We start from the raw sequence: 24294 nt of genomic DNA, 5'->3' as shown, positions 1-24294 counted from the left end.
TTCGAGGAGGGGCATGGCCCAGACCGGCCAGCGTCAGAGAAAAGGGTCGTCGTCGAAGCAGTCGTCGACGCGTCGTCGTCGACCGCTCGACGAGCAGGGAATCATTCCGATTCTCGCCCGCGCCGTGCGCGAGGTCGAGAACGCCGCCGAGCGCGGCGCCAAGGTGAGCCCGTCGAATCGCACCAAGTTCCAGGTGGCTGCGCTACTCGTGCGCGAAGAGCGCGCCCGGGTGAAAGACGACCGCGAGGTGCCCGACAGCGAGCGCGCTGAAGTGCTCAAGCGCCTCGACGGTCTCGCGAGCATCATGGCCAAGACGGCCGCCCGCGACACCTCTCTCATCGCTCTTCTCGCCCCGGAAGCGAAGGTCTCTGACGCCGCGAAAGCGCTGCGCCGCGACATGCTGCTCGCCTCCGGCGCCGAGCTCGAGCCCGATGATCTGCTCATCGTCTCAGAGCCTGAGCCGGTGGCCCCCGAGGTGGCGAAGCAGGTCGTGCCGAAGTCGGTCAAGCAGGCGCAGCTCGCCAACCCCTTCTTGGCTCCCGACCTTTCGGCGCTGAACCCGCAGCCGGTCTCTATGGCGGGTCGCCTCGCCAATTGGGAGCTCATCGAGCCTCTCTTCCGCTCGTTCGAGTACGGCGCGGGCGGCCAGTCGGCGTCGATGCCGCTGCCCGATCCCGGGTCTCTCGTCACGCCCGGCGGCATGGATCTCATGCTCCACCAGTCGAAGCTCATCGAGGCGGTGCGTCGCGGGCACCGCACGTTCCTGCTCGCCGATGAGCCGGGGCTCGGCAAGACGGCCCAGGCGCTCATGGCGGCGAACGTCGCCAACGCCTTCCCGCTGCTCGTCGTCGTGCCCAACGTCGTGAAGACGAACTGGGCGCGCGAGGTGCAGCGCTGGATTCCGCAGCGGTCGGCGACGGTCGTGCACGGCGACGGCGATGATCTCGATGCCTTCAGCGATGTCGTGATCGTCAACTACGAGATTCTCGACCGCCACGTCGGCTGGCTCGGCCGGTTCGGCTTCAAGGGCATGGTCGTCGACGAGGCGCACTTCATCAAGAACGCCACGTCGCAGCGCACGCGTCACGTGCAGGCGCTCGCGCAGAACGTGCGGGTGCTGCACCCGAAGGCGCTCATGATGGCGCTCACGGGCACGCCCCTGATCAACCAGATCGAAGACTTCAGAATGATTTGGAAGTTCCTCGGTTGGATCGACGACAAGAAGCCGCTCGGTCGCCTGATGTCGTCGCTGGAAGACACCGGTCTCACGCCGGCTGATCCGGGCTTCTTCGCCGCCGCGCGCCAGTGCGTCATCGAGATGGGCATCGTGCGCCGCAAGAAGGTGGATGTCGCTGCTGACATTCCCGCTCGCCGCATCGCCGACATCCCGGTCGAGCTCGACGACGACGTGGCTCGGTCGATTCGGGCGTCGGAGGAGGCGCTCATCAACCGCCTCGTCGATCGCTACCGCCGCGTTGTGGCGGCCCGCGATGTGCCGCCGGTCGGCATCGACCGCGAGCTCGTGCGGCTCGTCGCGACGGCCGAGCTCGAAGAGTCGAAGCAGGCCGCCAACGGCGACAACGTCTTCACCATGGTGCGCAAGATCGGCACGGCGAAGGCCGTGCTCGCCGCGGACTACACGGCGCAGCTGGCCCGCAACGTCGGCAAGGTGGTCTTCTTCGCGAAGCACATCGATGTGATGGATGCCGCCGAGGCGCACTTCGCGAGCGTCGGCATGCGGTCTGTCAGCATTCGAGGCGACCAGTCTCCGAAGGCGCGGCAGGAGGCGATCGACGGCTTCACGAACGACCCCGAGGTCAGCGTGATCGTCTGCTCGCTGTCGGCCGCGGGTGTCGGTGTGAACCTGCAGGCGGCGTCGAACGTCGTGCTCGCCGAGCTCTCGTGGACCTCAGCAGAGCAGACCCAGGCGATCGACCGCGTGCACCGCATCGGTCAAGAGCTGCCCGTCACCGCGTGGCGCATTCTCGCCGCGCAGACGATCGACGCGCGCATCGCCGACCTCATCGACGCGAAGGCGGGCCTCGCGGCGCGTGCGCTCGACGGGTCGGACGAGCAGGTCGCCGCCGAGGGCACCGTGCAGGTGCAGGCACTCATCGCGCTGCTCACCGACGTGCTCGAGCAGCGCGCCGCTGCCTAAGCCCGCAGGGCGGCGCAGTAGTCGGCCTGCCGGAGGGCGACCGATCGACTGACGGCCTGCCGGTCGCCGCTGCGAAAGTCAGCGGTGCTCCAGTGAATGACGGGCGGCAGCGGAGTCTCGATTCCCCAGCGTCGCGCCAGCAACTCGGGGCTCGGTACACGATCGCGGTTGCCAGGCACACACACGTGCAGCGGTTGAGGGATGTGAGGCGTCATTCCGAGGTCACGTTCGCCGTGAGACGCATGCAGTTGCAGGGCGCTGATGCACGCCAGTGGCCCGCCGAACCTCCACGCGAGCCGGGAGACCTGCGGCACTGAGGGTGCGCAATGCCAGCCTTGGCGCACGGCCTGAAGCGACTGGTAGTGGCGGTACATCTCGAGCGTGGTCGCATCGACTCCGACGTTGCGTAATTCGCTCGTGGAGACGATGCCGCCGCGCCGCGCGAGCAGCCTCAGAACCGGGAACGCGAGATTGCCTGTGCCGAGCGGAGGCCCGGAGTACCGGCGAGTCAGTCTGAGCATGAAGACAGTGTCACTCTCCCTGCGGCGACATCAGGCCCCAGTCGGCCAATTTCCGACAGGGGCGCAGTTCAGCCTCACCGTGGAGGAGTGACCGCGTGCGAGACGAGTGGGTGCATCACCCCGAGAGACTCGTGAACCCAAGGAAGAACAGGATCGGGTGACGCTGTGCTTCCTTGAGTTCACGAGTCGCTGAGTGGGTGCACCGGGTCACCTGCGCTCGACGTCACAGAAACGTGGGCTTCCGCAGGGCGGTGAGCGGGTGGGGCGGGGGGCTCAGCGGTGCACGGCGCGCTCGGGCGCGGCGAGGGCGGCGACGGCAGCGAGAGGGATCGGCAGCCATGACGGTCGGTTGCGCGCCTCGTACATCGCCTCGTAGACCGCCTTGTCGAGCTCGAACGCGTCGAGGAGAGCGCGGTGGGCAGGCAGGTCGATGCCGCTCGCGGCCGCGTACCCTTCCAGGAATGACTCGCGAGCGGTGCGCGCCCACTCGGCGCGCGCCGGCTCGCCGAGCACCGCGACAGGGTCTGCAACAGCGGCGGCCGCCGAGATCGCGGCCGTGTTGCGCAGCGAGCCCACCACGTAGTCGAACGACCGCAGCATGCCGGCGATGTCGCGCAGGGGTGAGTCGACGCGCGCCCGCTCGGCGAGGGGCCGCAGGGGCTCGCCCTCGAAGTCGACGAGCAGCCACTCGCCCGAGGGGCGCCGCAGCACCTGGCCGAGGTGGAAGTCGCCGTGGATGCGCTGCAAAGGCGGCCACGCCGCCTCGCGCGCGGCGTCGTAGACCGCCTCGATCGCCGGACGCAACTCGCGCAGCTCGGGCACATCAGAGGTCGCGATCGCCAACCGCTGGTACCAGCCCGCCACGAAGCCCACGATGTCGCCGAGCGACGCCTGGCGTGACGGCAGGCACTCGGCGAGCGCTGTGTGCACCTCGGCGGTGACGCGGCCGAGCCGTTCGGCATCGTCTGCCCACGACTCGTCGGCGGCCGCCGCTTCGAGCGCGAGCGGCCAGCCGTCGCGCACGCCAGGCACGAACTCTTGCGCGAACGCGATGTGGCCCGTTGACGGCTCGTCAGAGTGCGTGTGCGAACCGAGCGGGTCGACCCACGTCGCTTCGAGCGAGCCGAGCATGCGCGGCACCGAACGATTGCCGGTGGCGGTGAGCGCAGACTGCAACACGACGTCGGGGTTCTCGCCCGCGTGCACGAGGCGGAACAGCTTCACGACGAGCGGCGCATCGTCGCCCGCATCGAAGATGATCGAGGTGTTCGACTGCTCGCCCGTGTGCACGCGCGACGACTCATCGGCCCGCTGCACGCCCAGCCGGGCGAGCAGCTCGTGCGTGTAGGTCTCGTCGTGCGCGGCGTCGAACAGGTAGTCGTCGTTCTCATCGCGTCCGATGAACGTGCGGCCCGAGCCGCGCGGAATCGTCGATCGCAACACGAGCGGCACGTGGTAGAGCGACGGCGGATTGTTGGCCATGTCGCGCACCAGCAGAACGACGATGCGAGCATCCGGGTCGGCGCACGGCCACTCTTCGCGCCCGACCTCGGCGAGCTCGGGAATGCGCCCCTTGCCCGCGTACCACCGCTGGCGAGACATCCAGTCGGTGAGGCACTCCAGCGTGCTGTGCATACTTCGACCCTACACACGGCGCGTGAGGCGGCACTCAGGTGCGTCGGGCGTGCAAGAAGCCATTCATCGCTGCCGTGAGCGCAGCATCCACCGCCATCGGCACGCCATCGACCGCCCGCACGGGGGCGGCATGCCGCACGCTCGAGACCAGCCACGCCGCGTCGGCAGCGCGAAGGTCATCGGGGGTCAGCGGCTCGACGACGGCCTCGAGACCCCACTGAAATGCTGCGGAGAACAGGTCTGCCTGCGTGGTTCCGGGCAGAATGCCGAGATCGTCGGGCGGCGTCGACCAGCGCTCGCCGCGCTGCACGATGACAGTCGACGTGGGCCCCTCGAGGAGCAGGCCGTCGGTCGAGACGAAGACGACGTCATCTGCGCCGCGCCGCTGCGCCTCACGAACGGCCGCGCGATTCACCGCGTAGGAGAGGGTTTTGGCCCCCGCAAGAAGCCAGGGGCTTGACTGCGCTACGTCGCTGCGGTACCCGCGGTCGAGCAGCACGACGCTCAGCCCTTCGGTGCGGTCGCGCCGAAAGTCGGGCGACACAGCGCCGTAGACCCAGCCCGTCGGCAGCGGCTGCCCTTCGACCCCGCGCGAGAGCACGGTCTTCACCCAGGCTTCGTCGTGGTCGGCGAAACGTTCGGCCACGGCGATGATGGCATCGCGCCAGATGCCGCGATCGGGTGCAGGCAGGTCGAGCATGCGCGCCGAGCGCTCGAAGCGCGTGAGGTGCGCCTCGAGCGCCTGCGGGTTGCCCTGCACGACGCTGAGGGACTCGAAGATGCCGTCGCCGCGCGTCGCCGCGACATCCATGACGGCCAGTTGCGGATGCTCGGCATTGGCCTCGACAAGGTGCGGAGCCGCGTCGGCCCCCGAGTGCACGACGAGCAGCAGGTGCGCAGAAGTCATGCGCTGAAGGTATACCCGCAGTCGTCGCTGCGGCACTCGAAGCCCGGCGGGTCTGCGTCATGCACGACACCGCCCAGGGCGATCTCGCCGCGCAGAGCTGCGCGAATGTGGGACGGCTCGGGATAGCCGTAATGCAGGGGGAGTGCTCCGTCGGTTCCGCATCGCGGACACGTCGCCACTCCCGGCCCAGGGGCGGTGTCGTTCATATGCTCAGTGCACACCACTGCACCGACAAAGGTGCATCAGTGTCACGTTTCCTACATACGCAAAGCGCCAATGGCGCGCAACGCGTCAGCGCAAGTCTGCGCGCACAACGGGTATCTCTCCGGTGTTGCGGCGGCCGTGCCCGACCCCGCGCACACCGCGTGTGTGCACTCGATTGATGACGACCGCGAGGGCGGCCAAGACGATGATGAACGCGGCGATGCCAACCACGTAGGTGACGACGCCCATGACCCCGTTCGGGCCGTCAGGCTCGAGGAACGGGTAGGGGTACCACCCCGTGAACTCACCGCGCAGCATCGTGACGCCGACCCAGATGAGCGGGTAGCTCACGGCAAGCCAGAGAGTCTTCCAGCCGATGCGCACACGCCCCGGCGTGAGCAGCCAGTCGAGGGCAATGTAGATCGGAATCCACACGTGCAGCGACTCGTTGGGCCAGACCGGGCCCACGTAGCCGTCGGCGTTCGGCACATCGCGCAGCAGCAGGTTGTAGACGACGCCCGTGACGATGGCGTACGAGAACACGCTCGCGCGAATGGCCGTGTAGAGACGGGTGTCGCGATCGAGCCGCAGGGCCATGATGCCGCCGGCGATGAGCACGACGATGTTGATCATCGCGGTCTGAATGGTGAAGAACGCGAAGTACTCGGTCGGCTCGAAACGGCCCACGGAGATCTGATCGGTGATCTGCGTGATCAGCGCGGCAAGAATGATCAGACCGGCGACGAGACTGATGATTCCGGCGATGTGTCGAAGGGTGGAAAGACGGGCGGCTGCGGCTTTTTCGCCGAGGGGGGAGGGCGCACTCACTTGATCGACGGTAGCAAGATTCGTCAATGCGCACGCATCTTTTTGGCGAGCATCCCTCGTCTGATCGGGTTTTCTGCGCTCGAGTTCAGTTTTTGACGGGGGCGGCGAGGGCCGTGTCGCTGTCGGTCACGCCGAGCACATCGAGCAGCCAGGCGATCTCGATGGCGCGCTGCTTCCACGCCGAGTAGCGGCCGCTCACGCCGCCGTGCCCGGCCTCCATCTCGCAGCGCAGCACGGCGTCGGCGCCGACATCGCGCAGGCGCGCGACCCACTTGGCCGGCTCGACGTAGAGCACGCGCGTGTCGTTGAGGCTCGTGACCGCGAGAATGCGCGGGTAGTGCTGCTCGGTGACGTTCTCGTAGGGCGAGTATGCCTTCATGTAGGCGTAGACCTCGGCGTCGTGCAGCGGGTTGCCCCACTCGTCCCACTCGATCACGGTGAGCGGCAGCTCGGGCATGAGGATGCTCGTGAGTGGATCGACGAACGGCACGTCGGCGAGAATGCCGGCGAACAGCTGTGGAGCCAGGTTGGCGACGGCGCCCATGAGCAGCCCGCCCGCGCTGCCGCCCTCGGCGACGAGCCGGTCGGGTGCCGTCACGCCGGTGTCGACGAGGTGCTGTGCCACGGCCACGAAGTCGGTGAACGTGTTCGTCTTGGTGAGCGTCTTGCCGTGCTCGTACCAGGCACGGCCGAGCTCGCCGCCGCCGCGCACGTGCGCGATCGCGAAGACGACGCCGCGGTCGAGCATCGACAGGCGCGGGATGCTGAAGCCGGGGTCGATCGAGGCTTCGTAGCTGCCGTAGCCATACAGATGCAGCGCGTTCGGCTCAGCCTTCTCGTCGCCATCGAGTCGCGGTGCCAGCCCCTTCTTCCACACGAGCGAGATGGGCACGCGCGTGCCGTCGGGGGCGACGGCCCAGTCACGCCGCTCGGTGTAGTCAGCCGACGAGTATCCGCCGAGCACGGGCTGTTGCTTGAGCACGGTGACCGCGGCGGCCCCGTCGGCGAGCCGCGCGACGTCGAGACTTGCCACGGTCGAGGGCTCGGTGAAGCTCGCGTAGCCGATGCGGAGCGTGGGCTGATTCCACTCGGGGTTGCCGCGGGCGCCGATGCTGAGCAGCTTGGCATCGTCGGCGAGCGGCACGACGATGTCGCTGAAGGTGAGCGGTGAGCCATCGAGGTGCGCGATCGCCGTGGCCGGCAGGCCGTCGCGCCGGTAGTCGAGCACCAGGAAGCGCGAGAAGGCATCGATGCCCTCGACCCGACGACCGGCCTCGTGCGGGATGAGGGTCTCGGGCGGCGCGAGGGGAGCATCCGTCGGCACCGCCACGATCTGGAAGTCGGGAGCGCTGTCATTGTGGGTGATGAGCCACAGGTCGCGCCCGTCGATCACGGCATGGTCGAGGTCGTACTCGACTCCGGCACGGCGCGGCCAGACGATCTCGAACTCGCCCTCGGGGGTCGACGCATCGAGCGCGCGGGCTTCGCTCGTGATGCTGCTCGAGGCCTCGATCACGAGGTAGCGGCGACTGCGGGTGAGGCCCGCGCCCACCCAGAAGCCGTCATCGGGCTCGTGGAAGACGGCGACGTCGTCGGCCGGGTCGGTGCCGACGCGGTGCCGCCACACGGTGTCGGGTCGCCACGAGTCGTCGACGGTCGAGTAGAAGACGTAGCGCCCACTCGGGTCGAAGAAGGCCCCGCCCGCGGTCTGCTCGATCGTGTCGGGTAGCGTCTCGCCCGTAACGAGACTGCGGACGCGCAGGGTGTAGCGCTCGTCACCCTCGGTGTCGACCCCGAACAGCAGCCAGTTGCCGTCATCGCTCACGTCGAGCGAGCCGAGCGAGAAGAAGTCGTGCCCCTCGGCTTCGACGTTGCTGTCGATGACGATCTGCTCGCCGTCGCGCGGCTGGCTCGGGTCGGGCAAGGGCGGCGGGGGAGCCCAGGCGGCGGGGTCGTCGGGGTTCGCGGGGTCGATCGGCGCTGCGGGCACACGGCACTGGATGCCGTACTGCAGCCCTTCGACCGTGCGGCCGTAGTACCACCAGTCGCCTTCCCGCACGGGAATGCCCATGTCGGTCTCTTGCGTGCGGGCCGTGATCTCGCCGACGATGGCGTCGCGCAGGCCCTCGAGGTGCGACATGCGAGCATCTGCGTAGGAGTTCTCGGCCGTGAGGTGAGCGATGACCTCGGGGCTCTCCTTCTCGCGCAACCACTCGTAGGGGTCGATCACGACGTCGCCGTGGTGCTCGCGGCGGGTGGGCTTCTGGGCAGGGCGGGGTGCGGGCAGCGGGTGTGTGTCGGACGAGTGCTCGGGGGCGTGTTTCACTCCACCAGCGTAAGCGGCGCCACATGATGACTCATCTTCGCCCAGATGTCCAGGGGGTGGTGCGGCTCGACCCGCTCTTCTAGCGTGGCCCGCTGACAGTCATGCCGCTGTGCACGCGACCCCCGCGATGGCACGGCACCGTGAGTCGCCGCCGTCGCCGTCTCTCTGAGCCCTGACCCCGCTCTGCGCCAGTACCCAGCGAAAGAGAAGACCCATGGTGACCACCCCGACACGACCTGAGCCCGCAGTCGGCCGACGGTACTCGATCGACGAGCCAGTGGCGCACACGCCCGTGAACGCGTCGATCAACTCGCCTTCGGTGCTGCTGTTCATCGTGCTCGCCCTGCTCGGTGCGCTCGCGTACTCGATCTTTCTCCTCAACCCCGAGAACAGGGGCGATCTGCTGCCCTTCGTGCTCGTGATCATCGCCGAGGTCGTGCTGATCAGTCATGCGCTCGTCTCGCTGTGGACGATTCTGTCGGGCGGCCAGGACCCCCGCGGCTTCGCGTTTCATCGCACGCAGCGCGAGATCGTGCAGTCGGTGAACTCGCTCGGCGAACGCCCCCATGTGGTTCCGCAGAGCGAGCCGCTGCGCATCGACGAAGCACCCGTCACGATCGATGTCTTCATCACGGTGTATGGCGAGCCGCTCGAGGTGATCGAGCGCACGGCGACGGCGGCGCTCGCCATGCACGGCCAGCACGAGACCTGGATTCTCGATGACGGGCGCTCTGACGATGTGCGCGAACTCGCGGCGCGGCTCGGAGCCCGTTACATCAGGCGACTCAGCAGCAACGGCGCCAAGGCGGGCAACGTGAACCACGCCCTGAGCGTGACCTCCGGAGAGTACTTCGCCATCTTCGACGCCGACTTCGTACCCGCCCACGACTTTCTCATCGAGACCGTGCCGTTCTTCGTCGAAGAGAAGGTGGCGTTCGTGCAGACGCCGCAGACCTACGGCAATCACACGACCCTCATCGCTCGGGGTGCGGCGTTCATGCAATCGCTCTTCTACCGGTTCGTGCAACCGGGTCGCAATCGTTTCAACGCCGCGTTCTGTGTCGGCACCAACGTCGTCTTCCGGCGCACGGCCATCGACAACGTGGGGGGCATCTACACCGACTCGCTCTCCGAAGACGTCTGGACCTCCCTCATGCTGCACGAGCGCGGGTGGACATCGGTCTACATTCCGATCACTCTCGCGGTCGGCGACGCCCCGGAGACGATCGAGGACTACACGAAGCAGCAGATGCGGTGGGCGACCGGAGGGTTCGAGATTCTGCTGACCCACAACCCGCTCAGCCGGCGGCGGCGGCTCACCCCTGATCAGCGCATCCAGTACCTGGTGACCGCGACGCACTACCTGATCGGCATCGTGCCCCTCATGCTGCTCATGGTGCCGCCTCTCGAGATCTTCTTCGATCTTCGGCCGGTCAACCTGGGGGTCACGCCCTTCGAGTGGTTCGCCTTCTACTTCGGCTTCTACGGGCTTCAGATCTTGCTGGCCTTCGCGACCATGGGGTCGTTCCGCTGGGAGACGCTCATGCTCGCCGCCGTGTCGTTTCCGATCTACCTGCGCGCGCTCATCAACGTCATCACCGGCCGACGTAAGAGCTGGCACGTCACGGGCGGCGCCCGGAAGCGGCAGTCGCCGTTCAACTACATGGTGCCCCAGACGCTCTTCTTCGTCTTCCTCGCCCTGACGTCGGTGGTCGCCATCTACAAAGACCTGGGCAACGGTGCCCTGACGCTCGCGACCGCCTGGAACGTCACCAACACCCTCATCATCTGCGCGTTCATTATCACGGCAGTGATCGAGGCGCGGCGCATCCGCCTGGCCGACAGGGCCGCGCGACGTCGCAGCGTTCGCATGGCCGCCACCGCACGCTCAACGAAGGAAGTGACCTCATGACCTGGTCGACCCGTTTTCGCCTGTTCTTCGGCACCATTCTCGTCGTCGCTCTCGTCGCGGCCCTCACGGTCGCGCTCTCGCAGCGCAAAGGTGAAGCCACGGCGACCTCGGCGCAGATCGACGCCGTCAACTACGGCGTCGGCAGCGATTATCCCGGCCCCGTAGTCGAACAGTTCGTCTCGCGCGGCGACCTTGTGAACCCGGGCGACCCGATCGCAACGATTCAGAGCAACGACCTGCTGCGTGACCTGAACGACGACCTGGTGGTGCAGTCGACGGAGGTCTACCGCGTCAATGCCGACGGCACCCTCACGGTGACCTCGGCTGTGACGGGCATTGTGCTGGATGTCGAGGTTCCGCAGGGTGCCTATGCGCCGGCCGGTGCGTCGATCGCCTCCATTGCCGCTACCGAGACCCTGTCGGTGACCGCCGAGTTCCGCCTCACCCCGACTGACTTCGCACGTATCTACGAGGGCGCTCAGGTCGTTGTTGCGCTGCCTGACGGCACTCAATTGATCGGCGAGGCTGGCCCGGTCGAGACGACGACCGCTGACGGCGACGCGATCGCTGTCGTGACGGTGCTCATCGACCAGCGGCAGTTCGACGAGCTCGACAACTTCATCCTGCCCGGCACCCCGGTCAACGCGACTATGGACCTGCGCAACGACGACGCCCTGGCCGCCTTCACCGATGCCGTTCGCGAGTTCATCGCCGATGTGCGCACCGCCCTCGACCTGTGAGCGCGGCGATGAACGAGCGCCGCATGGCCACCGCCCTCACCATCGCGCTGACGATGGTGCTGTCGGGGTGCTCCGCAGCCGCGCCGCCGGACGACGCGCCGGCGGCGGACGATGGCCGCGTCGTGCTGCCTGACTCCGAGATCGCCCAGTACCTCGATGAGGTGCCGCGTGACTCGCTCGCATCCGTATCGATGCAGCGCCTCGCCGACGACCTGGTGCCGCCCACCAATCGCTGGTTCAGCGGCATGGTGTTCGGTGATGAACCGCAGCCGGTCTTTCCGCTGCCACTGTCGTTCGCGCTCACCGACGGCGGGTTCTCCTTCGGCGTGCCTTCGGTGACCACGCAGCCGGGCCTGATCGCGGCGCCCGCGGTCGCGCACATCGCGGTCGATGTCGGCGCTGCTCAGACGCTCGTCACCGGGTTTGACGAGGTCTCGGTCGCGACCGCCATGCTCGACGACAGCGACGTCGAGCTCGGTACCGTCACGATCGCGCGCGGCTCGCCCATCGTGGGCTATCGCGCTGCGGTCGAGCACGAACTCGAACTGGGCGCGTCGTTCGAACCCGCGGACGAACCGGGCGTGTGGCGCGCACGCGTCGTCGACGCTGAGTATGCGCTCGTCGCTGCCGATGGTGAGCTCGACGGGCAAGGGCGCACGCTGCGCCTGCCCGAGGGCGCCTCGGCCACGTGGGCAGTCGTGCCCGAGGGCTCGAGTGTCGACGACATCGCACCGCTCGCGTCGAGCCCGATCGTCGGTGTCGACGTGCAGTACAGCGTCGACGGAGACGAAGCCCTGACAACGTTGAGGTATCGCACCGCCGACGATTCGCCCACGATCATCGGGGCACTGCCTCACCAGCGCGAGAACGACGTGGCCACCGATTGTGCGCTAGGCGAGGTGCTGACGACGTACGGGTCGATGACCCTGTGGGGCGGCTCTGAGCTGTCGTACTCGGTGCCGGTCTCGGCGGGGTCAGACGTCGAGACGTTGAGCAGTCTCGATCTGAGCGGAATCTCCGAGGCCGAGCGAGATGAACTTGTCGAGGTTCTCAAGCTCGAGGCCTCCACGATTCCCGACCTGCCCGCGGACACGTACTTCGGTGGCAAGGCTCTCGCCCGCATCGCCACGTTGTTGTCTCTCGCGCACGAGCTGCAGCAGCCCGGCATCGCTGACGACCTGCGCGAGCGGCTGGTGGGAGAACTGCGCACGTGGGCTGAACTCGACGGCTGCGAGTCTCGTGCTGACCGCTGCTTCGTCTACGACCCCGAGTTGCGCGGCATCGTCGGCCAGGTGCCATCGTTCGGCTCTGACGAGTTCAACGACCACCACTTCCACTACGGCAGCTTCATCTACGCGGCCGCCGTGGCCTCGCTGACTGACGAGGGGCAGGTCGACGAGCAACTCGTCGACGAGCAACTCGTCGACGAGCTGCGGCCGATGATCTCGCTGCTCGCTGCAGATATCGCGAGCTCGGGTGGCGAGAGTCTTCCGACCCGTCGCGCGTTCGACCCGTACTCGGGCCACTCGTGGGCGTCGGGCTTCTCCCCGTTCGCCGACGGCAACAACCAGGAGTCGAGCTCGGAGGCCGTCGCGGCGCACCATTCGCTCGCGCTGTGGGGCGCCGTCGCCGGCGATGCGGCCCTGGAAGAGCAGGCGCGGTGGATGCTCGCCCTCGAGTCGCACTCCGCCCGCACCTACTACACGCAGTTCGATACGACCACGCAGCCGTACGACGGCTTCGACCGCTCCGTCGTCGGCATCGTGTGGGATGGCAAGCGCGACTACGGCACCTGGTTCAGTCCCGAACCCGCGGCCATTCTGGGCATTCAACTGCTGCCCATGCGGCCGGGCACCTCGGCGTCGCTCGCGGGCGATCCGGAGCGCATCCTCGCCAATATCGATGAGGCTACCGCGCAGGGGCCGGCGCCGCAGTTCGCCGACTACCTGCTCATGTACCAGGCGCTCGCGGGCAGCGAGCAGGCCGAGCTCGCGCTCGAGGCCGCACGCGACCTGCCGCTGTCGAGCATCGACGACGGCAATTCGCGCAGCTACCTGCTGGCGTTCATCATGGCGCAGCGATGACGGCGGCACGGCGGCGCAGCGGCATTATGAACCACTCTCGCCGACTCGTCCAGGGGGTGGTGTGCTCCGCGCCGCCCGCCTACCTTAACTAGCTTTCCAGGGGGTGTACTCATGAACAAACAGCTCGAAGCGCCGCAGCAGACGACATCTCGACTCAGTGTGGCCCTCGCCATCATCGCGTCGACGATCTTCGTGCTCGCCACGGCAACGATCGTGGTGCTGCTGAACTTCTTGCCGCCGGGTGATCTGGGGTTCGAACCGGCTTTCGCCCACTGAGAACCCTGTTCATGGTGGGGCCCTAGGCTGGCCCCACCATGTCTGATTCACCTCTGGCCGCCAACCCTTATGAGGTGCTGGGGGTCTCGCCGACGGCGTCAGACGACGAACTCAAACGGGCGTACCGGGTAGCGCTTCGCAAAGCCCACCCCGATACGGGCGGCTCGGCTGCGCAGTTCGACGCCGTGCAGCGGGCGTGGCAGCGGGTCGGCTCGCCGTCAGCGCGCAACGCCTACGATTCGGGGGCGGATGCTGGCTCTGTGTCGCGCGCCTGGTCGCAGTCGGGCGGCGGGGCTTCGGGCCCGCAGCGCTACGACTCGCGGCCTTCGGCGAAGTCGCACGGCCACCCCGGCGGGTGGTATCGCGAGCAGTACCTCGACCACATCCGCGAGTGGGTGGGTCGCGGAGCCGACCTGCCCGACCCTTTCGACGATGCCCTCGTGCGCTCGGCACCCCGGCAGATCCGTCACCTGCTCGCGGCGGCGATCGCCGAAGAGCGCTCGGCCGCGGCCTTGGCGACCCTCGGCATGGGTTTCACGATCTGGCACGACGTGCTTGCCGGGTCGACGCGCGACGACAAGCTCGACCACGTCGTGCTCGGGCCGACGGGCTTATGGGCGGTCTTGAGTGAAGACTGGGGCACCGCGGTGTCGGTCAAGCGCGGCGAGGTCATCGGCGAGGGCCTGGCGCCCGGCGAGAAGCCGCTCGCACTGCTGGGCTCGAGGGCGCGCGTGCTCGCGCGGGCGGGGCGCGTGAAGTTCTCGGCCCTTGCAATCGTCGTCGAAGACGATCAGGCCGCGCAGTCGCTCACTGAGCTCGGCACCGTGCGGGGGGCCCAGGGCCTGCTGCTGCAGCGCTCGCGCCTCGTCAACGCCATCCGCACGGGGCTGCCCGGGGTCGGAGTCGGCGGCACCGACCTGTTCGAGGTGCGCACGCGGTTGCAGTCGGCCGTGCGCTTCGTGTGAGGGGTGCAATGAGACGTCGGCATCGCGAAGAGAGTCAGTCGTGCGGATGGTGAATCCGCACGACTGACTCCTCGCAAGTGCGCGGTCGCTACTCGGCAGTGAAGAAGAACGGGTCTCCGAAGAGCGTCGAGACCGCCCAGGTACCGCCTGCGGCGTTCTCGGTGGGGATGAGGATGACAATGTTGCCCGTGCCCGATGCGCCGGTGAACAGGTCGTTGATGTCCATGAAGGTCGGGGCGGGCGCGACTGCGAATGAGTCGCTCTCAGTGTGTGTGGTTCCTGCCGCGGAGACGAACTCGATAGTGAAGTCGACCCACGGAAGACCGCTCTCGTCTCCGATGTAGGTGACCGTCACCGGCACGAGCGCGTACTGGAAGCCCTCGGGCGGCGCCTCGTTGAACTGGTTCTCGGCCAGCACGAGCGCGGTGGCATCGAGCGTCGACGGCCCCATGGTCAGCTCATAGATCGGCTGGCCGAACTCGGAGACCTCGATGGTTGTTCCGAGCGGTGCGGGGTTGTCCCGAGTTCCTTGCTCAGCCTCGGCGGGCTCTTCGGGGGCCTGAGGCTCTGCATCAGTCTGTTCTTCATCAATGATTGATGTGTCGTCACGCACGTCGTTCACTGCGTTGGTGAAACCGGTCACGTAGACCACGATGAAGACAATCGAGAGCAGGAGTGCCAGCCCCGAGACGATGACGCCGCTGAGGGGCAAGCCCTTCGAGGTTGCTTTCGAGAGGGCCACAATTCCGAGGACCAGACCTACGACGGCGAGGATCGCCGAGAACACGTTGAGCACGGGAATGGCGACACCGAGAAGCGCCACGATGCCGATGATGAGTGCCGTGATGGCCATGCCCTTGCCGGGCGTTGAGGCCGACGCGACGGGCGCTGTGTAAGCGGGCGTCTCGACGGCAGGGGGTGGGGTGGTGCTGTCGGGCGTTTCTGAGGTGGGTTCTTCATTCATGAATCTGACTTTAGGGGGGAGGCCAGACATTCGGATATCCCTCACTTGGGGGCTCTCGTTGAGAACCTTGATATTCTGGCTAGGAAACAACGCCAGACTGCGACTGCTGGAAGCGAGCTGATGAAGCCGATCAATATTCTGGATGCCCGCAACAGCCTCTCGAAGCTCGTTGCCGCGGCCGAGAACGGCGATGATGTCGTGATTGCGAAGCGCGGCCGACCGGTAGTGCGCCTGGTGCCGGTCGAGCAGCCGCGCTTCACGGGAGGAGCGCTCGCGGAGCGGCTCGTGCGCAATCCGCCGCCCAGCTCACGCAGTGCTGCCGAGATCGACGCCGACATTCTTGATGCTCGCGAGAGCTGGGGCTCGTAGGACGTGATCTATCTTGACTCGTGCATCCTCATCTATGCGGTCGAAGACGACGGCGAGCGGGGGCGCACCGCACGACAGGCGCTTGCCGACCACGCTGACGACGAAATCGTGATCTCGCCGCTTGTGGTCATGGAATGCCTCACGGGGCCGCTGAAGCGTGGTGATCTGGCGCTTGTCGACTACTACCGCGCGACACTTGACGCCACGGGTCGAGCGCCGTTCGATGAGGAGGTCTTCGTGCGGGCCGCTGAGTTGCGCGCTCGTCACAGTCTCTCGACACCGGATGCCCTGCACCTGGCCGCAGCGCAAAAGGCTGGCTGTTCTGCACTGTGGACCAATGATCGTCGGCTCGAGCGCGCCGCGCACGGGCTCGCCGTGGCGATCGTCGAGGCGCAATGATCGCGCGGGTCGCGGGGGTCGACCTGGCGGCGGAGGCGGCGGGCACGGCGCTCGCGGTGCTCAGCGCTAGTGGGGGAGCCCTCGCGCTCGAGTCGCTGCAGCTCGGCGTCGACGACGAGACCATCGTGCGGGCGACCCGCGAGGTCGAGCTGATCGGCATCGACTGCGCCTTAGGCTGGCCGCGCGACTTCGTCGACTTCGTGTCGCGGCACTCGGGCGCGGTCGAGACAGCTGCCGCGGTCGGCGGCGTTCAGCCCGCCGGCCCCACGGCTGCGCTCGCGGGTGCGAACGACCCGGCAGCACTGCCGGCGACGGGCGACCTGGCCTGGCGCCGCCGACTGGCGTACCGCGAGACCGACCGCGTCGTCACCGAGCGCACGGGAGCGCGGCCTCTGAGCGTCGCGACCGACCGGCTCGGCATGACCGCGCTGCGCTGCGCCGTGCTGCTGCAGCGTCTTGCCGCCGATGGTCGGGTCGCCAACCGTTCGGGAGCGCATCCGAGCGCCGTCGTCGAGGTCTACCCCGCGATGGCCTTGCGCGTGTGGGGGCTCACGGCTGCGGGCTACAAGCAGTCGACGGATGCTCGCCGCGCCCTCATCGCCGACCTTGAGCAGTCCGCCCCCTGGCTTGAGCTCGGCGAGCACCGCACCCGCATGACGACCTCGGCCGATGCACTCGATGCGGTGCTGGCCGCGCTGGTTGCGCTCGCGCACGTACGGGGTGCGAGCATCCCGCCTGACCCCCATCAGCGGGCGCTCGCCGAGGTGGAGGGCTGGATCGCGATTCCGACCGTCTCGCTCGACCAGCTCGGCGCGGTAGCCTAGAGGTTTGGGGGATACCCGCGTTTTGCGGAGCCCCTGTGAGGGAGTGCTGGGTGGCTGGGTCGTCGACGGAAGAGTGCATTCACGGTTTCGAGCCGGGAATGTGCGCCAGTTGTTTTCCCCCCGCTCCGCCTGCGGTTCCGCTGCCGGTGAAGCGCACGCCTCGCACGGCCGCGCGCAGCCTGCGCACCCCGGCCCCGGGCGCCACAGGCAAGGCCGCCGAGGTGCGTCCGCCGGCGTTGCCGCACCGCATTTTCCACGTGACCCACATCTCGAACCTGCCGCTCATTCTCGAGGCCGGCGAGTTGCGGCCGTCGGCGACCGCTGAGCCCGCGCTGCGCCTGGCGAGCGATATCACGCACGAGTTGCGCGCGTCGGCGCCCGTGACTGACGAGGTGAGCGTGCACGACTGTGTGGCGTTCTCGCTGAGCCCGCTCGCGACCTGGTGGGGCGAGGTGCAAGACGGGGCCGCGGGTCCGACCTGGAGCGATGAAGCGCGCGCCGCATCGACCGTCGACTTCGTCGTGCTGGGTGTCGACATCGAGGCTGTCGCGAACGAGCTGGTGGTCTCTGACGGCGACGCTGCGGCGAAGCTGACGCGTCTCGGTTCGGGCCCCGAGGGTCGTGACCGGATGCTCGCTCGCGCTGCATCGTCCCCCTGGGCTCTGCAGGCCGCAGAGGCGCTGTTGCCCGGCTCGGTGCCGCTCGACCGCGTCGCTCTGGTGGCGGTCGCGAACGACCGCCGCCGCGACGAGGTGCGTGCGCTGCTGAAGTCGGCGGGTGCCACGGCCAAGGTCGCGGTGTATCCGCCGTGGTTCGTGCCGCACGTCGGCGAGTAGAGCGACCGCGGTCTGCCGCACTCTTTACGGTCGTCGGCCTCGCAGGTAGCCTCGGGGGCACGTGACCCGAGGAGGCATCATGACCGACCACGATTCGACTGCCGCGGCAAGCCCGCCGCCCGCCGACAACGGCGAGACGTCGGTGAAGCCGAAGAGTCGCGCGCCGCTCGTCTGGACCATCGTCGTGTTGCTGCTCGCCATCATTGCCCTGATCATCGCAGCCGTGCTCGGTCTGTTTTCGCCCGCCGCAGAGCCCGAGGCCGAGCCGACGGCGACTCCGGAAGAGACGGTCGAGCCCGAGCCCGAACCGGAGGAGACTCTCGCCGGCTACGTCACGCCTGAAACGTGGTGCACGGCGGTGCGGCACACGCCCGCCCCCGATTTCGCCGACAGCCCGTCGTTCATCTGGTGGGCGACTGTTCTCATGACCGACGACGGCGAGCTCGCCGCTGAGGGCACTGAACTCGAGTTGCTCGTGCCGGGCACCGACGCAGATCCCCTCGAGGCGACGGTGGGCGAGTTCGGGGTGGTCGAGGTAGTCGTGCCGATCAGCGCGTATGGCATCTACGAAATTTTCGAGATGTTCGAGGCCGGCGACGGCCGTATCGTGCCGCCGCCGTTCGTGGGCGTCGAGGTCACGGAGGCCCCGTTTGGCCCCGAGTGCGAGGGCCCGGAAGAGCCCGCGCTCGACGACCTGATTCTCGAGTCGGAGTTGCTCGGCTAGGGCCGCTCGCTCGACGGCAAGAAGCTGTCAATTCCTTGCGTTTCGGCGTTGGAGTCGGGAAGGTGGAAGGTACAGGACTCCCGACACGACACGAAGCGAGGAATCTCATGAGCTCGACCATCGCCCACGACCGCGCACTGCGGCCCCTGGTTCCCCTCATCGTCGGCCTGCTCGCCGTAGCCCTCACCGGGTGCGCGAGCGCTGATGCCGACACTGAGACCTCGTCGACTGACCCCGAGGTTTCGACGCCGACAGACGGGGATGGCGACGAGAACGCGGACAACGGCGATGCTGCGGATGCCGACCTCGGCACGATCACCGCGGGCACGTCGACGTACACAGTCATCGACAGCGTCAACTGCGAGCCGCTGCAGTCGAGCGATCTCGTCACCGAGACGTTCAATGCGATCGCGATTGGCCAGTCGAGTGACGGCGATGAGGTGCTGTTCTTCGCCTACACGCAAGAGCAGTCGGGCGTGAACGCGAACTTCGTCGACTATCAGGGGCCCGAAGGCACGTGGTCGTCGCAGGGTGGCAACGCCACGTTCACGGTGAACGGCGGCACGCTCTCGGGGGCGAGTCTCGTCGTGAACGAGGGTGAGACAGAGTCGCTGATGCTGCAGTTCACGTTCACGATTCCTGACGAACTCGTCGAGTGCTGACGGGCGGGGTTGTCTGCTGAGGCTGTGTGCCGTTCGCGGCACATGCCACGAGCGGCACACTCCCGCAACAGAGAGCGCCTGCCGCGATTGGCCAGGTCCACACCCTCTGCATAGAATCGGCCTCATGTCGTCGGTGACCCGGAGCGCACCGGCGCTCAGTCTCAAGAACTCGCGCGTTGCTCGTGCTGCCGTGGCCGCTGCTGCGATCGCTGTGATGGTGAGCCCTGCTCTGCCGATGCAGGCCGTCACGGCCGCGGCGGCCCCCGGCGACACCATCACGGTCACCTTTCCCTACCTGCCGAGTGGGGTGCAGACCGAGTGGACCGTGCCAGCAGGCGTCAGCGAGGTCACGGTCGAGCTCGCGGCGGGCTCGGGGGCGAGCGTGACCCCCGCCACCGGCGGACCGGGTGGTGCCATCACCGCTCGCGTACCTGTGACGCCGGGGCAGACCCTGCTCGTGCTCATCGGCCCTCAAGGCGTGACGACGCCGCTCATGACCGGCGGTGAAGGCAGCGCGGTCGCGACGGCTGACGGTGACCTGCTCGTGGTCGCCGGTGGTGGCGGAGCATCCTTCCGCTGCGCCGCGTCAGGAGTCACCAACGAAGTGTGTGGCTCAGGCGGGGCCGGCGGGTTCTCGGCGCAATCCGGCTCCGCCCCGGGCGAGGTCGCCTCGCCCCCGCCGCAGAGCGCCGCCACGACGAGCGGTCCTGGGGTGAGCGGAGACGTGGTTGTCAACGGCGTCCCGACTGGCCCGATTGGCTACAACCAGCCGTCACCCAATCCGGCGGCGGTCGTTGCTGGTGTCGTCACGACGGCTCCACCTACCGACCCGTCTTCCGCGTCGGAGCCGGTCGAAGGTCTCAGCGCTGGCGGCGGAGGCGGCTACTACGCCGGCGGTCAAGGAAAATCGCAATACAACGCCTCTCTCGACCCCACTCTCGAGGCGGTCAACGGCGGAGGCGGTGGTGGCGGATCCGGCTTCCTCATCGCCAGCGCCACGCAACTGAGCCTCGCCAACAATGTCGGCAACGGATTCGCCTCGATCAGCTACGTCGAGCCCGCGGCGTCCGAGCCTGACTCTGAGCTCGCCGCGACCGGCACCGCCATCGAGCTCGGCGTTGCGGGTCTCGCTGCGCTCGCGCTGGTCGTTCTCGGGGCCATCGTTGTGTGGCGCGGCCGCCGGGCCGACACGGTCTCATAGCCAGACGCTCGAGGGGGCCAACCGCGTCGCGTGGCACACCCGCGACATAGGCTCACCTCATGGCCCGCATGATTCCGCCGACGATCGGCGACGACGCCCCGCCGGGGGAACATGCGGTCTTCGCGGCACTCCGCGCCGCGCCCGAGGACTGGGTTGTCTTCCACTCGCTCGAGATCGCCCACCACGTCAGCCAGGTGCAGGGCGAAGCCGACTTCGTCGTCGTCGCGCCCGGGCACGGCGTGCTCGTCATCGAGGTCAAGTCGCACGAGAGCATCGAAGCCGACGGCGACGGACGCTGGCGCTATGGCAACCGCGACTGGGTCACCCGCAGCCCGTTCGAGCAGGCCTCGGGCGCGCAGCACTCCATCATCGAATACCTGCAGTCAAAGGGCGCCGGGCCGGTCGGCTACCCGATCTTTCACGCCGCGTGGCTCACGCAGCTGAGCAAGAGCAAGATCACCCCCAGCATCGGCTGGCACGACTGGCAGTTGCTCGATGCCGCCGATCTGGTGGGTGACAAGGCGCCCAGTGCGATCATCCGCACCCTGAACAAAGCCAGCGCGCACCTCTCCGAGACCATCAGCGGATACCGCCGCGTCGCCGCCCAACCCGACGCCCCGCACACCGACCGCATCGTCGAGCTGCTGACTCCACGTTTCGTCGCCGAGCTCAGCGCGAAGGAGCTCGCCCGCCGACGCGAGAAGGAGCAGGCCCAGTTCACCGACGAGCAGGTGAAGATTCTCGACGTGGTCGGAACCAACCCGCGGCTGCTGGTCGAGGGGCCCGCCGGCTCGGGAAAGACGTGGGTGGCGGCCGAGGCCGCGCGCCGAGCATCCGGAAACAAACAGCGCACCCTCGTCGTCGTGTTCAATCGCCTCATCGAAGCCCGGCTCGCTGAACTGTGCGGTGAGGGGGTGGAGGTGCGGCGCATCCACTCGCTGATGGCGCAGGTGGTCGACCGGCACGCGGGGCGCAACGAGGCGCGGCGCAAGCTCGAGAGCGGGCGCGTCGAGCCCGAGTGGTACGACCAGACCCTGCCCGAGCAGGCGCTCGAGGCGGCGCTCGAGCTGGGGCCTCAGTTCGACTACCTCGTCGTCGACGAGGCGCAAGACGTGGCCCTCGAGCAGTACCTCGACGTGCTCGACGCACTGCTCGTGGGCGGGCTCGAGCGCGCGCCGGTCTTCATCACCGGAGACTTCGACCACCAGGTCATCTACCGCCGCCACGAAGCAGGCGATGAGGTTCCGGATGCTCGTGCCACCGTGCTGCGCCGCATCCCAGGTCTCGTCACCCTGCAGTTGCGGTCGAACGTGCGCACGACCCCCGAGGTGGCGCGTTTTGTGGCCGAGCTCATCGGCGAGCCGACCCTCTACAGCGAGCACCGCCGCAGCGACGACGACCAGGTCTCGGTCGAGCGCCACACCTTCACCACCATGGATGAGCAGCAGCGCCTGCTCGCCGACGCCGTGGAGCGCATCCTGTCGGAGCCGTTCACGGTGCGCGAGCTGGTCATTCTGTCGCCCTACGCCCGCGAGCGCTCGGCTGGCGGCCAGGCTATCGCCGACCCGGCGGCGGATGCCCGCCTCACCTCACGCCTCGGCGCCAGCATTGGCGACGCGACGCGCATTCGGTGGGGGAGCATCCATGAGTTCAAGGGCCTTGAGGCGCCCGCGGTGATTCTGACCGATGTCGACCTGTCGAAGGAGTACCACCGCGATCTGCTCTATGTGGGGGCGTCGCGCGCGACCGATCGGCTTGTGGTGCTCGAGCAGGTGCAGTGACCGTGAGTTGGTCGGCGGTTGCCGAGTCAGATCGCGACTTTGGCGCTGACGAGCCGGTTGAGGCTTACCCCTTGTTCGGTTGCCTCGATGGCGAGCGCGCGGTGTAGCGCGGGGGGAATGCGCAGGCGGAATTCGCCGCTGAACTGCCGCTCTGCGAGAGGTTCGGGCACCGGTTCACCCGACGCCAGCAGGTCGTCGACGACCTCGGCGACGAGGGCGCGGAGTCCGAGCAACGCTGCCGCAGGGTCGGGTGCTAGCCACGAGAGGGATCGAAACTCGACGACGGTCGCAACATACTCACGGTCGTCCGGCGACCACGAGACGCGGTAGGTGTAGTGATCGTCACGCATCGTTGTCCTCCGTCGTGTCTTCTTGCCTGGCTGCGACCAGCTGATCGATCGCGGCGAGCACCTGACGAACTTGGTACGACTTTGCGGCCCCGTGGTCGTTCTGGATGTTGACGCGAGGGTCTCCCGGCCACGGGGTTGCAAAGATGCGGTGGCTACCGGACGACAGCCGCGGCGGCCCGAAGTAGTGCTGGCACACCGTTTCGAGGTCGCGAAACTTCACTGCGGCGGGCGAGGTGCGCATCCGCTGCACGACGCGATCGATCTTTCGTTGTGGTGTCACTAATGGTACCGCCTTGTGGCTCGTGTGGCGATACCGTGCCACACCGAGTGAGTCTCGAACTCAGCCGGGGTGCGCCCCCTCTATTGGGTTCATGTCGCTTCGACTGGGGAGGAGCACCGTGGTCTATCTGAGCGTGATCGTTCCGGTGAACGAGTCGAACTGCGCAACTGTGCCAAACACCTTGCCTGTCAAGGTCAGCAGGTAGCCGCCAGCTGGGCCAGCGGAGTAGCCAGCGTCGAAGTGGCTAATCGACCCGATAGCGACGAGACCATCGGCGGTGGTGTGCGGGTAGCTGGCCGTGCTTGTCGCCAAGGCGGGCAATGCGTCGCCGCTAGCGATAGGGCCGATGAGTGCACTTGCCCTGGTCAACACCTCGGTGAGGTACACCCGCTCCTCTTCGACTGACGCGATCCTTATGTCCGCGTCAGCTAGGGGGCCGAGAAGAACGGGCGATGTGCTCTCGTCTGCAGGTTGTTCTTGCAGGGCGGCGCGAGTCGCGTCGTGCAACGTCGGAAAGGACGTATGCCACGTCGTGTTCGCCACGGTGAAAAACGTAGACACGAGCGCGAGAGCGCCCAGCGCGATGCCCATGGTCGAGAGCACACGCCGCCACCCGGTTCGATGAGCACCTCGGGGCCACGTCGCGACTCCGACGATGATCGCGAGCAAGCCGATGGTCGACAGAACGACAGTGCTTGATCCATCAGCGTTTGGCGTAGCGAATGCACCAACGGCAACGGCTGCGACTCCGAGAATTGTCGCAGTCATCGGGCCTGCGGTCTTGCCTCTGCTCGGCGGTCGCGCTCGATTGCGTGGAAGCTCGACGGGATCGCTATCCCAGCCAACGGGTGTCCAGTCGCGGGGCCCTGGTTCGTGCCGAATTGGCTCTGAGGGCATTGCACCATCATGTCGAGATATCGAGGCGATGTCGACATTCACCAGCATGGCCGAGCACGTTGGGCACCTCTGGGTAAGGGCAAGACTCTCTGTTGCCGCGAAGCCTAGTGAGCTACGGTACTTGGGTACCACGATACCGAGGAGTCTCACCATGGCCACCGCGCCGCTCAAGGTCTCGCCAGAAACCGATCGAATTCTGAACGAGGCCTCGCACTACTTCGGCCGCACGAAGAAAGACCTGGTCGACATCTCGGTTCGCGAGTATGTCGAGAACCACCGAGCCGAACTCGCTGCCGCCGTGCGTGCGTCCCTTGCGCGCCTCGACGGAACCCTGCCAGAGATGGTGTCTGAGATCACCGGCTTATCGCGCGCTGAGCTCGACGAACTCGGCGGATTCGATGACGGTGGTGCCCGCTAGTTCTTGGGCACCATCGACCCTGAGAGTGCGGGA

General features: G+C 67.5%; 24 protein-coding genes. 15 read left to right on the top strand and 9 right to left on the bottom strand.

What is annotated here, in order from left to right:
* Positions 1-13: 13 nt before the first annotated feature.
* Entirely contained in the window at positions 14-2158 is a 2145-nt protein-coding gene (locus KL788_RS03800) for a DEAD/DEAH box helicase (protein WP_293168645.1), read from the top strand.
* Here the strand turns inward: KL788_RS03800 and KL788_RS03795 are convergent.
* The 5 genes from KL788_RS03795 to KL788_RS03775 form a co-directional block, all read right to left on the bottom strand.
* A complete protein-coding gene (locus KL788_RS03795) occupies positions 2155-2679 on the bottom strand; it encodes a hypothetical protein (protein WP_293168643.1) in 525 nt (174 codons plus the stop codon). The two genes, KL788_RS03800 and KL788_RS03795, sit on opposite strands and share 4 nt — an antisense overlap.
* A gap of 273 nt (positions 2680-2952) precedes the next feature.
* Positions 2953-4314, bottom strand: a complete 1362-nt coding sequence (locus KL788_RS03790) for a maltokinase N-terminal cap-like domain-containing protein (protein WP_293168641.1) — start codon at positions 4312-4314, stop codon at positions 2953-2955.
* A gap of 34 nt (positions 4315-4348) precedes the next feature.
* Positions 4349-5221: an aminodeoxychorismate lyase gene (locus KL788_RS03785; protein ID WP_293168640.1), complete on the bottom strand. Its 873-nt coding sequence runs from the start codon at positions 5219-5221 to the stop codon at positions 4349-4351.
* A gap of 291 nt (positions 5222-5512) precedes the next feature.
* Positions 5513-6253, bottom strand: coding sequence for a Pr6Pr family membrane protein (locus KL788_RS03780; RefSeq protein WP_293168638.1), 741 nt, complete (start codon positions 6251-6253; stop codon positions 5513-5515).
* 85 nt (positions 6254-6338) lie between these two features.
* The gene (locus KL788_RS03775; protein ID WP_293168627.1) at positions 6339-8579 is read right to left on the bottom strand and encodes a S9 family peptidase; all 2241 of its coding nucleotides are present in this window, start codon (positions 8577-8579) and stop codon (positions 6339-6341) included.
* A 214-nt stretch (positions 8580-8793) separates the two neighbouring features.
* Between KL788_RS03775 and KL788_RS03770 the strand changes: the two genes are divergently transcribed.
* The 5 genes from KL788_RS03770 to KL788_RS03750 all read left to right on the top strand — a co-directional run bounded on the left by KL788_RS03770 (position 8794) and on the right by KL788_RS03750 (position 14556).
* Complete coding sequence (locus KL788_RS03770) at positions 8794-10491, top strand: glycosyltransferase family 2 protein (protein WP_293168626.1); 1698 nt, start codon at positions 8794-8796, stop codon at positions 10489-10491.
* Positions 10488-11231, top strand: coding sequence for an HlyD family efflux transporter periplasmic adaptor subunit (locus tag KL788_RS03765; RefSeq protein WP_293168625.1), 744 nt, complete (start codon positions 10488-10490; stop codon positions 11229-11231). Before KL788_RS03770 ends, KL788_RS03765 begins: the two co-directional genes overlap by 4 nt.
* Positions 11232-11254: 23 nt before the next feature.
* Positions 11255-13315 (top strand): glycosyl hydrolase, encoded by a 2061-nt coding sequence (locus tag KL788_RS03760; protein WP_293168624.1) that lies wholly within the window; start codon positions 11255-11257, stop codon positions 13313-13315.
* A gap of 111 nt (positions 13316-13426) precedes the next feature.
* Positions 13427-13591, top strand: a complete 165-nt coding sequence (locus tag KL788_RS03755; RefSeq protein ID WP_293168623.1) for a hypothetical protein — start codon at positions 13427-13429, stop codon at positions 13589-13591.
* 38 nt (positions 13592-13629) lie between these two features.
* Positions 13630-14556: a DnaJ domain-containing protein gene (locus tag KL788_RS03750; RefSeq protein WP_293168621.1), complete on the top strand. Its 927-nt coding sequence runs from the start codon at positions 13630-13632 to the stop codon at positions 14554-14556.
* A gap of 88 nt (positions 14557-14644) precedes the next feature.
* Here KL788_RS03750 and KL788_RS03745 read toward each other — a convergent pair whose 3' ends face one another.
* Positions 14645-15520, bottom strand: a complete 876-nt coding sequence (locus tag KL788_RS03745; RefSeq protein WP_293168619.1) for a DUF4190 domain-containing protein — start codon at positions 15518-15520, stop codon at positions 14645-14647.
* Between the two features lie 120 nt (positions 15521-15640).
* Here KL788_RS03745 and KL788_RS03740 point away from each other — a divergent pair, with 120 nt between their 5' ends.
* The 8 genes from KL788_RS03740 (at position 15641) to KL788_RS03705 (ending at position 22316) form a co-directional block, all read left to right on the top strand.
* On the top strand, positions 15641-15889 hold the full coding sequence (locus tag KL788_RS03740) for a type II toxin-antitoxin system Phd/YefM family antitoxin (RefSeq protein ID WP_293168618.1): 249 nt from the start codon (positions 15641-15643) through the stop codon (positions 15887-15889).
* Positions 15890-15892: 3 nt separating this feature from the next.
* Positions 15893-16288, top strand: a complete 396-nt coding sequence (locus KL788_RS03735) for a type II toxin-antitoxin system VapC family toxin (protein ID WP_293168617.1) — start codon at positions 15893-15895, stop codon at positions 16286-16288.
* Positions 16285-17112, top strand: a complete 828-nt coding sequence (locus KL788_RS03730) for a DUF429 domain-containing protein (protein WP_293168615.1) — start codon at positions 16285-16287, stop codon at positions 17110-17112. Before KL788_RS03735 ends, KL788_RS03730 begins: the two co-directional genes overlap by 4 nt.
* A gap of 146 nt (positions 17113-17258) precedes the next feature.
* On the top strand, positions 17259-17948 hold the full coding sequence (locus tag KL788_RS03725) for a DarT ssDNA thymidine ADP-ribosyltransferase family protein (RefSeq protein ID WP_293168613.1): 690 nt from the start codon (positions 17259-17261) through the stop codon (positions 17946-17948).
* Positions 17949-18027: 79 nt separating this feature from the next.
* Positions 18028-18672: a hypothetical protein gene (locus KL788_RS03720; RefSeq protein ID WP_293168611.1), complete on the top strand. Its 645-nt coding sequence runs from the start codon at positions 18028-18030 to the stop codon at positions 18670-18672.
* A 107-nt stretch (positions 18673-18779) separates the two neighbouring features.
* The gene (locus KL788_RS03715) at positions 18780-19334 is read left to right on the top strand and encodes a hypothetical protein (RefSeq protein WP_293168609.1); all 555 of its coding nucleotides are present in this window, start codon (positions 18780-18782) and stop codon (positions 19332-19334) included.
* A gap of 124 nt (positions 19335-19458) precedes the next feature.
* Positions 19459-20535 carry a glycine-rich protein gene (locus tag KL788_RS03710; RefSeq protein WP_293168608.1) on the top strand — a complete coding sequence of 359 codons (1077 nt, stop codon included), beginning with the start codon at positions 19459-19461 and terminating at the stop codon, positions 20533-20535.
* Between the two features lie 59 nt (positions 20536-20594).
* Positions 20595-22316 (top strand): nuclease-related domain-containing DEAD/DEAH box helicase, encoded by a 1722-nt coding sequence (locus KL788_RS03705; RefSeq protein ID WP_293168606.1) that lies wholly within the window; start codon positions 20595-20597, stop codon positions 22314-22316.
* Between the two features lie 26 nt (positions 22317-22342).
* Here the strand turns inward: KL788_RS03705 and KL788_RS03700 are convergent, their stop codons facing one another.
* The 3 genes from KL788_RS03700 to KL788_RS03690 form a co-directional block, all read right to left on the bottom strand.
* Complete coding sequence (locus KL788_RS03700; protein ID WP_293168604.1) at positions 22343-22666, bottom strand: type II toxin-antitoxin system HicB family antitoxin; 324 nt, start codon at positions 22664-22666, stop codon at positions 22343-22345.
* Positions 22659-22946 carry a toxin HicA gene (locus KL788_RS03695; RefSeq protein ID WP_293168602.1) on the bottom strand — a complete coding sequence of 96 codons (288 nt, stop codon included), beginning with the start codon at positions 22944-22946 and terminating at the stop codon, positions 22659-22661. The genes KL788_RS03700 and KL788_RS03695 overlap by 8 nt, the downstream gene beginning before the upstream one ends.
* Before the next feature lie 123 nt (positions 22947-23069).
* Complete coding sequence (locus KL788_RS03690) at positions 23070-23537, bottom strand: hypothetical protein (RefSeq protein WP_293168601.1); 468 nt, start codon at positions 23535-23537, stop codon at positions 23070-23072.
* A gap of 457 nt (positions 23538-23994) precedes the next feature.
* Between KL788_RS03690 and KL788_RS03685 the strand changes: the two genes are divergently transcribed.
* Entirely contained in the window at positions 23995-24261 is a 267-nt protein-coding gene (locus KL788_RS03685; RefSeq protein ID WP_293168599.1) for a hypothetical protein, read from the top strand.
* Positions 24262-24294 lie beyond the last annotated feature (33 nt).

Origin of the sequence: Microcella sp. (assembly GCF_019739195.1) — a bacterium.
GTDB lineage: Bacteria > Actinomycetota > Actinomycetes > Actinomycetales > Microbacteriaceae > Microcella.
The sequence above is the reverse complement of the archived record's forward strand: the minus strand, read 5'-3'. Positions and strand labels throughout refer to the sequence as shown.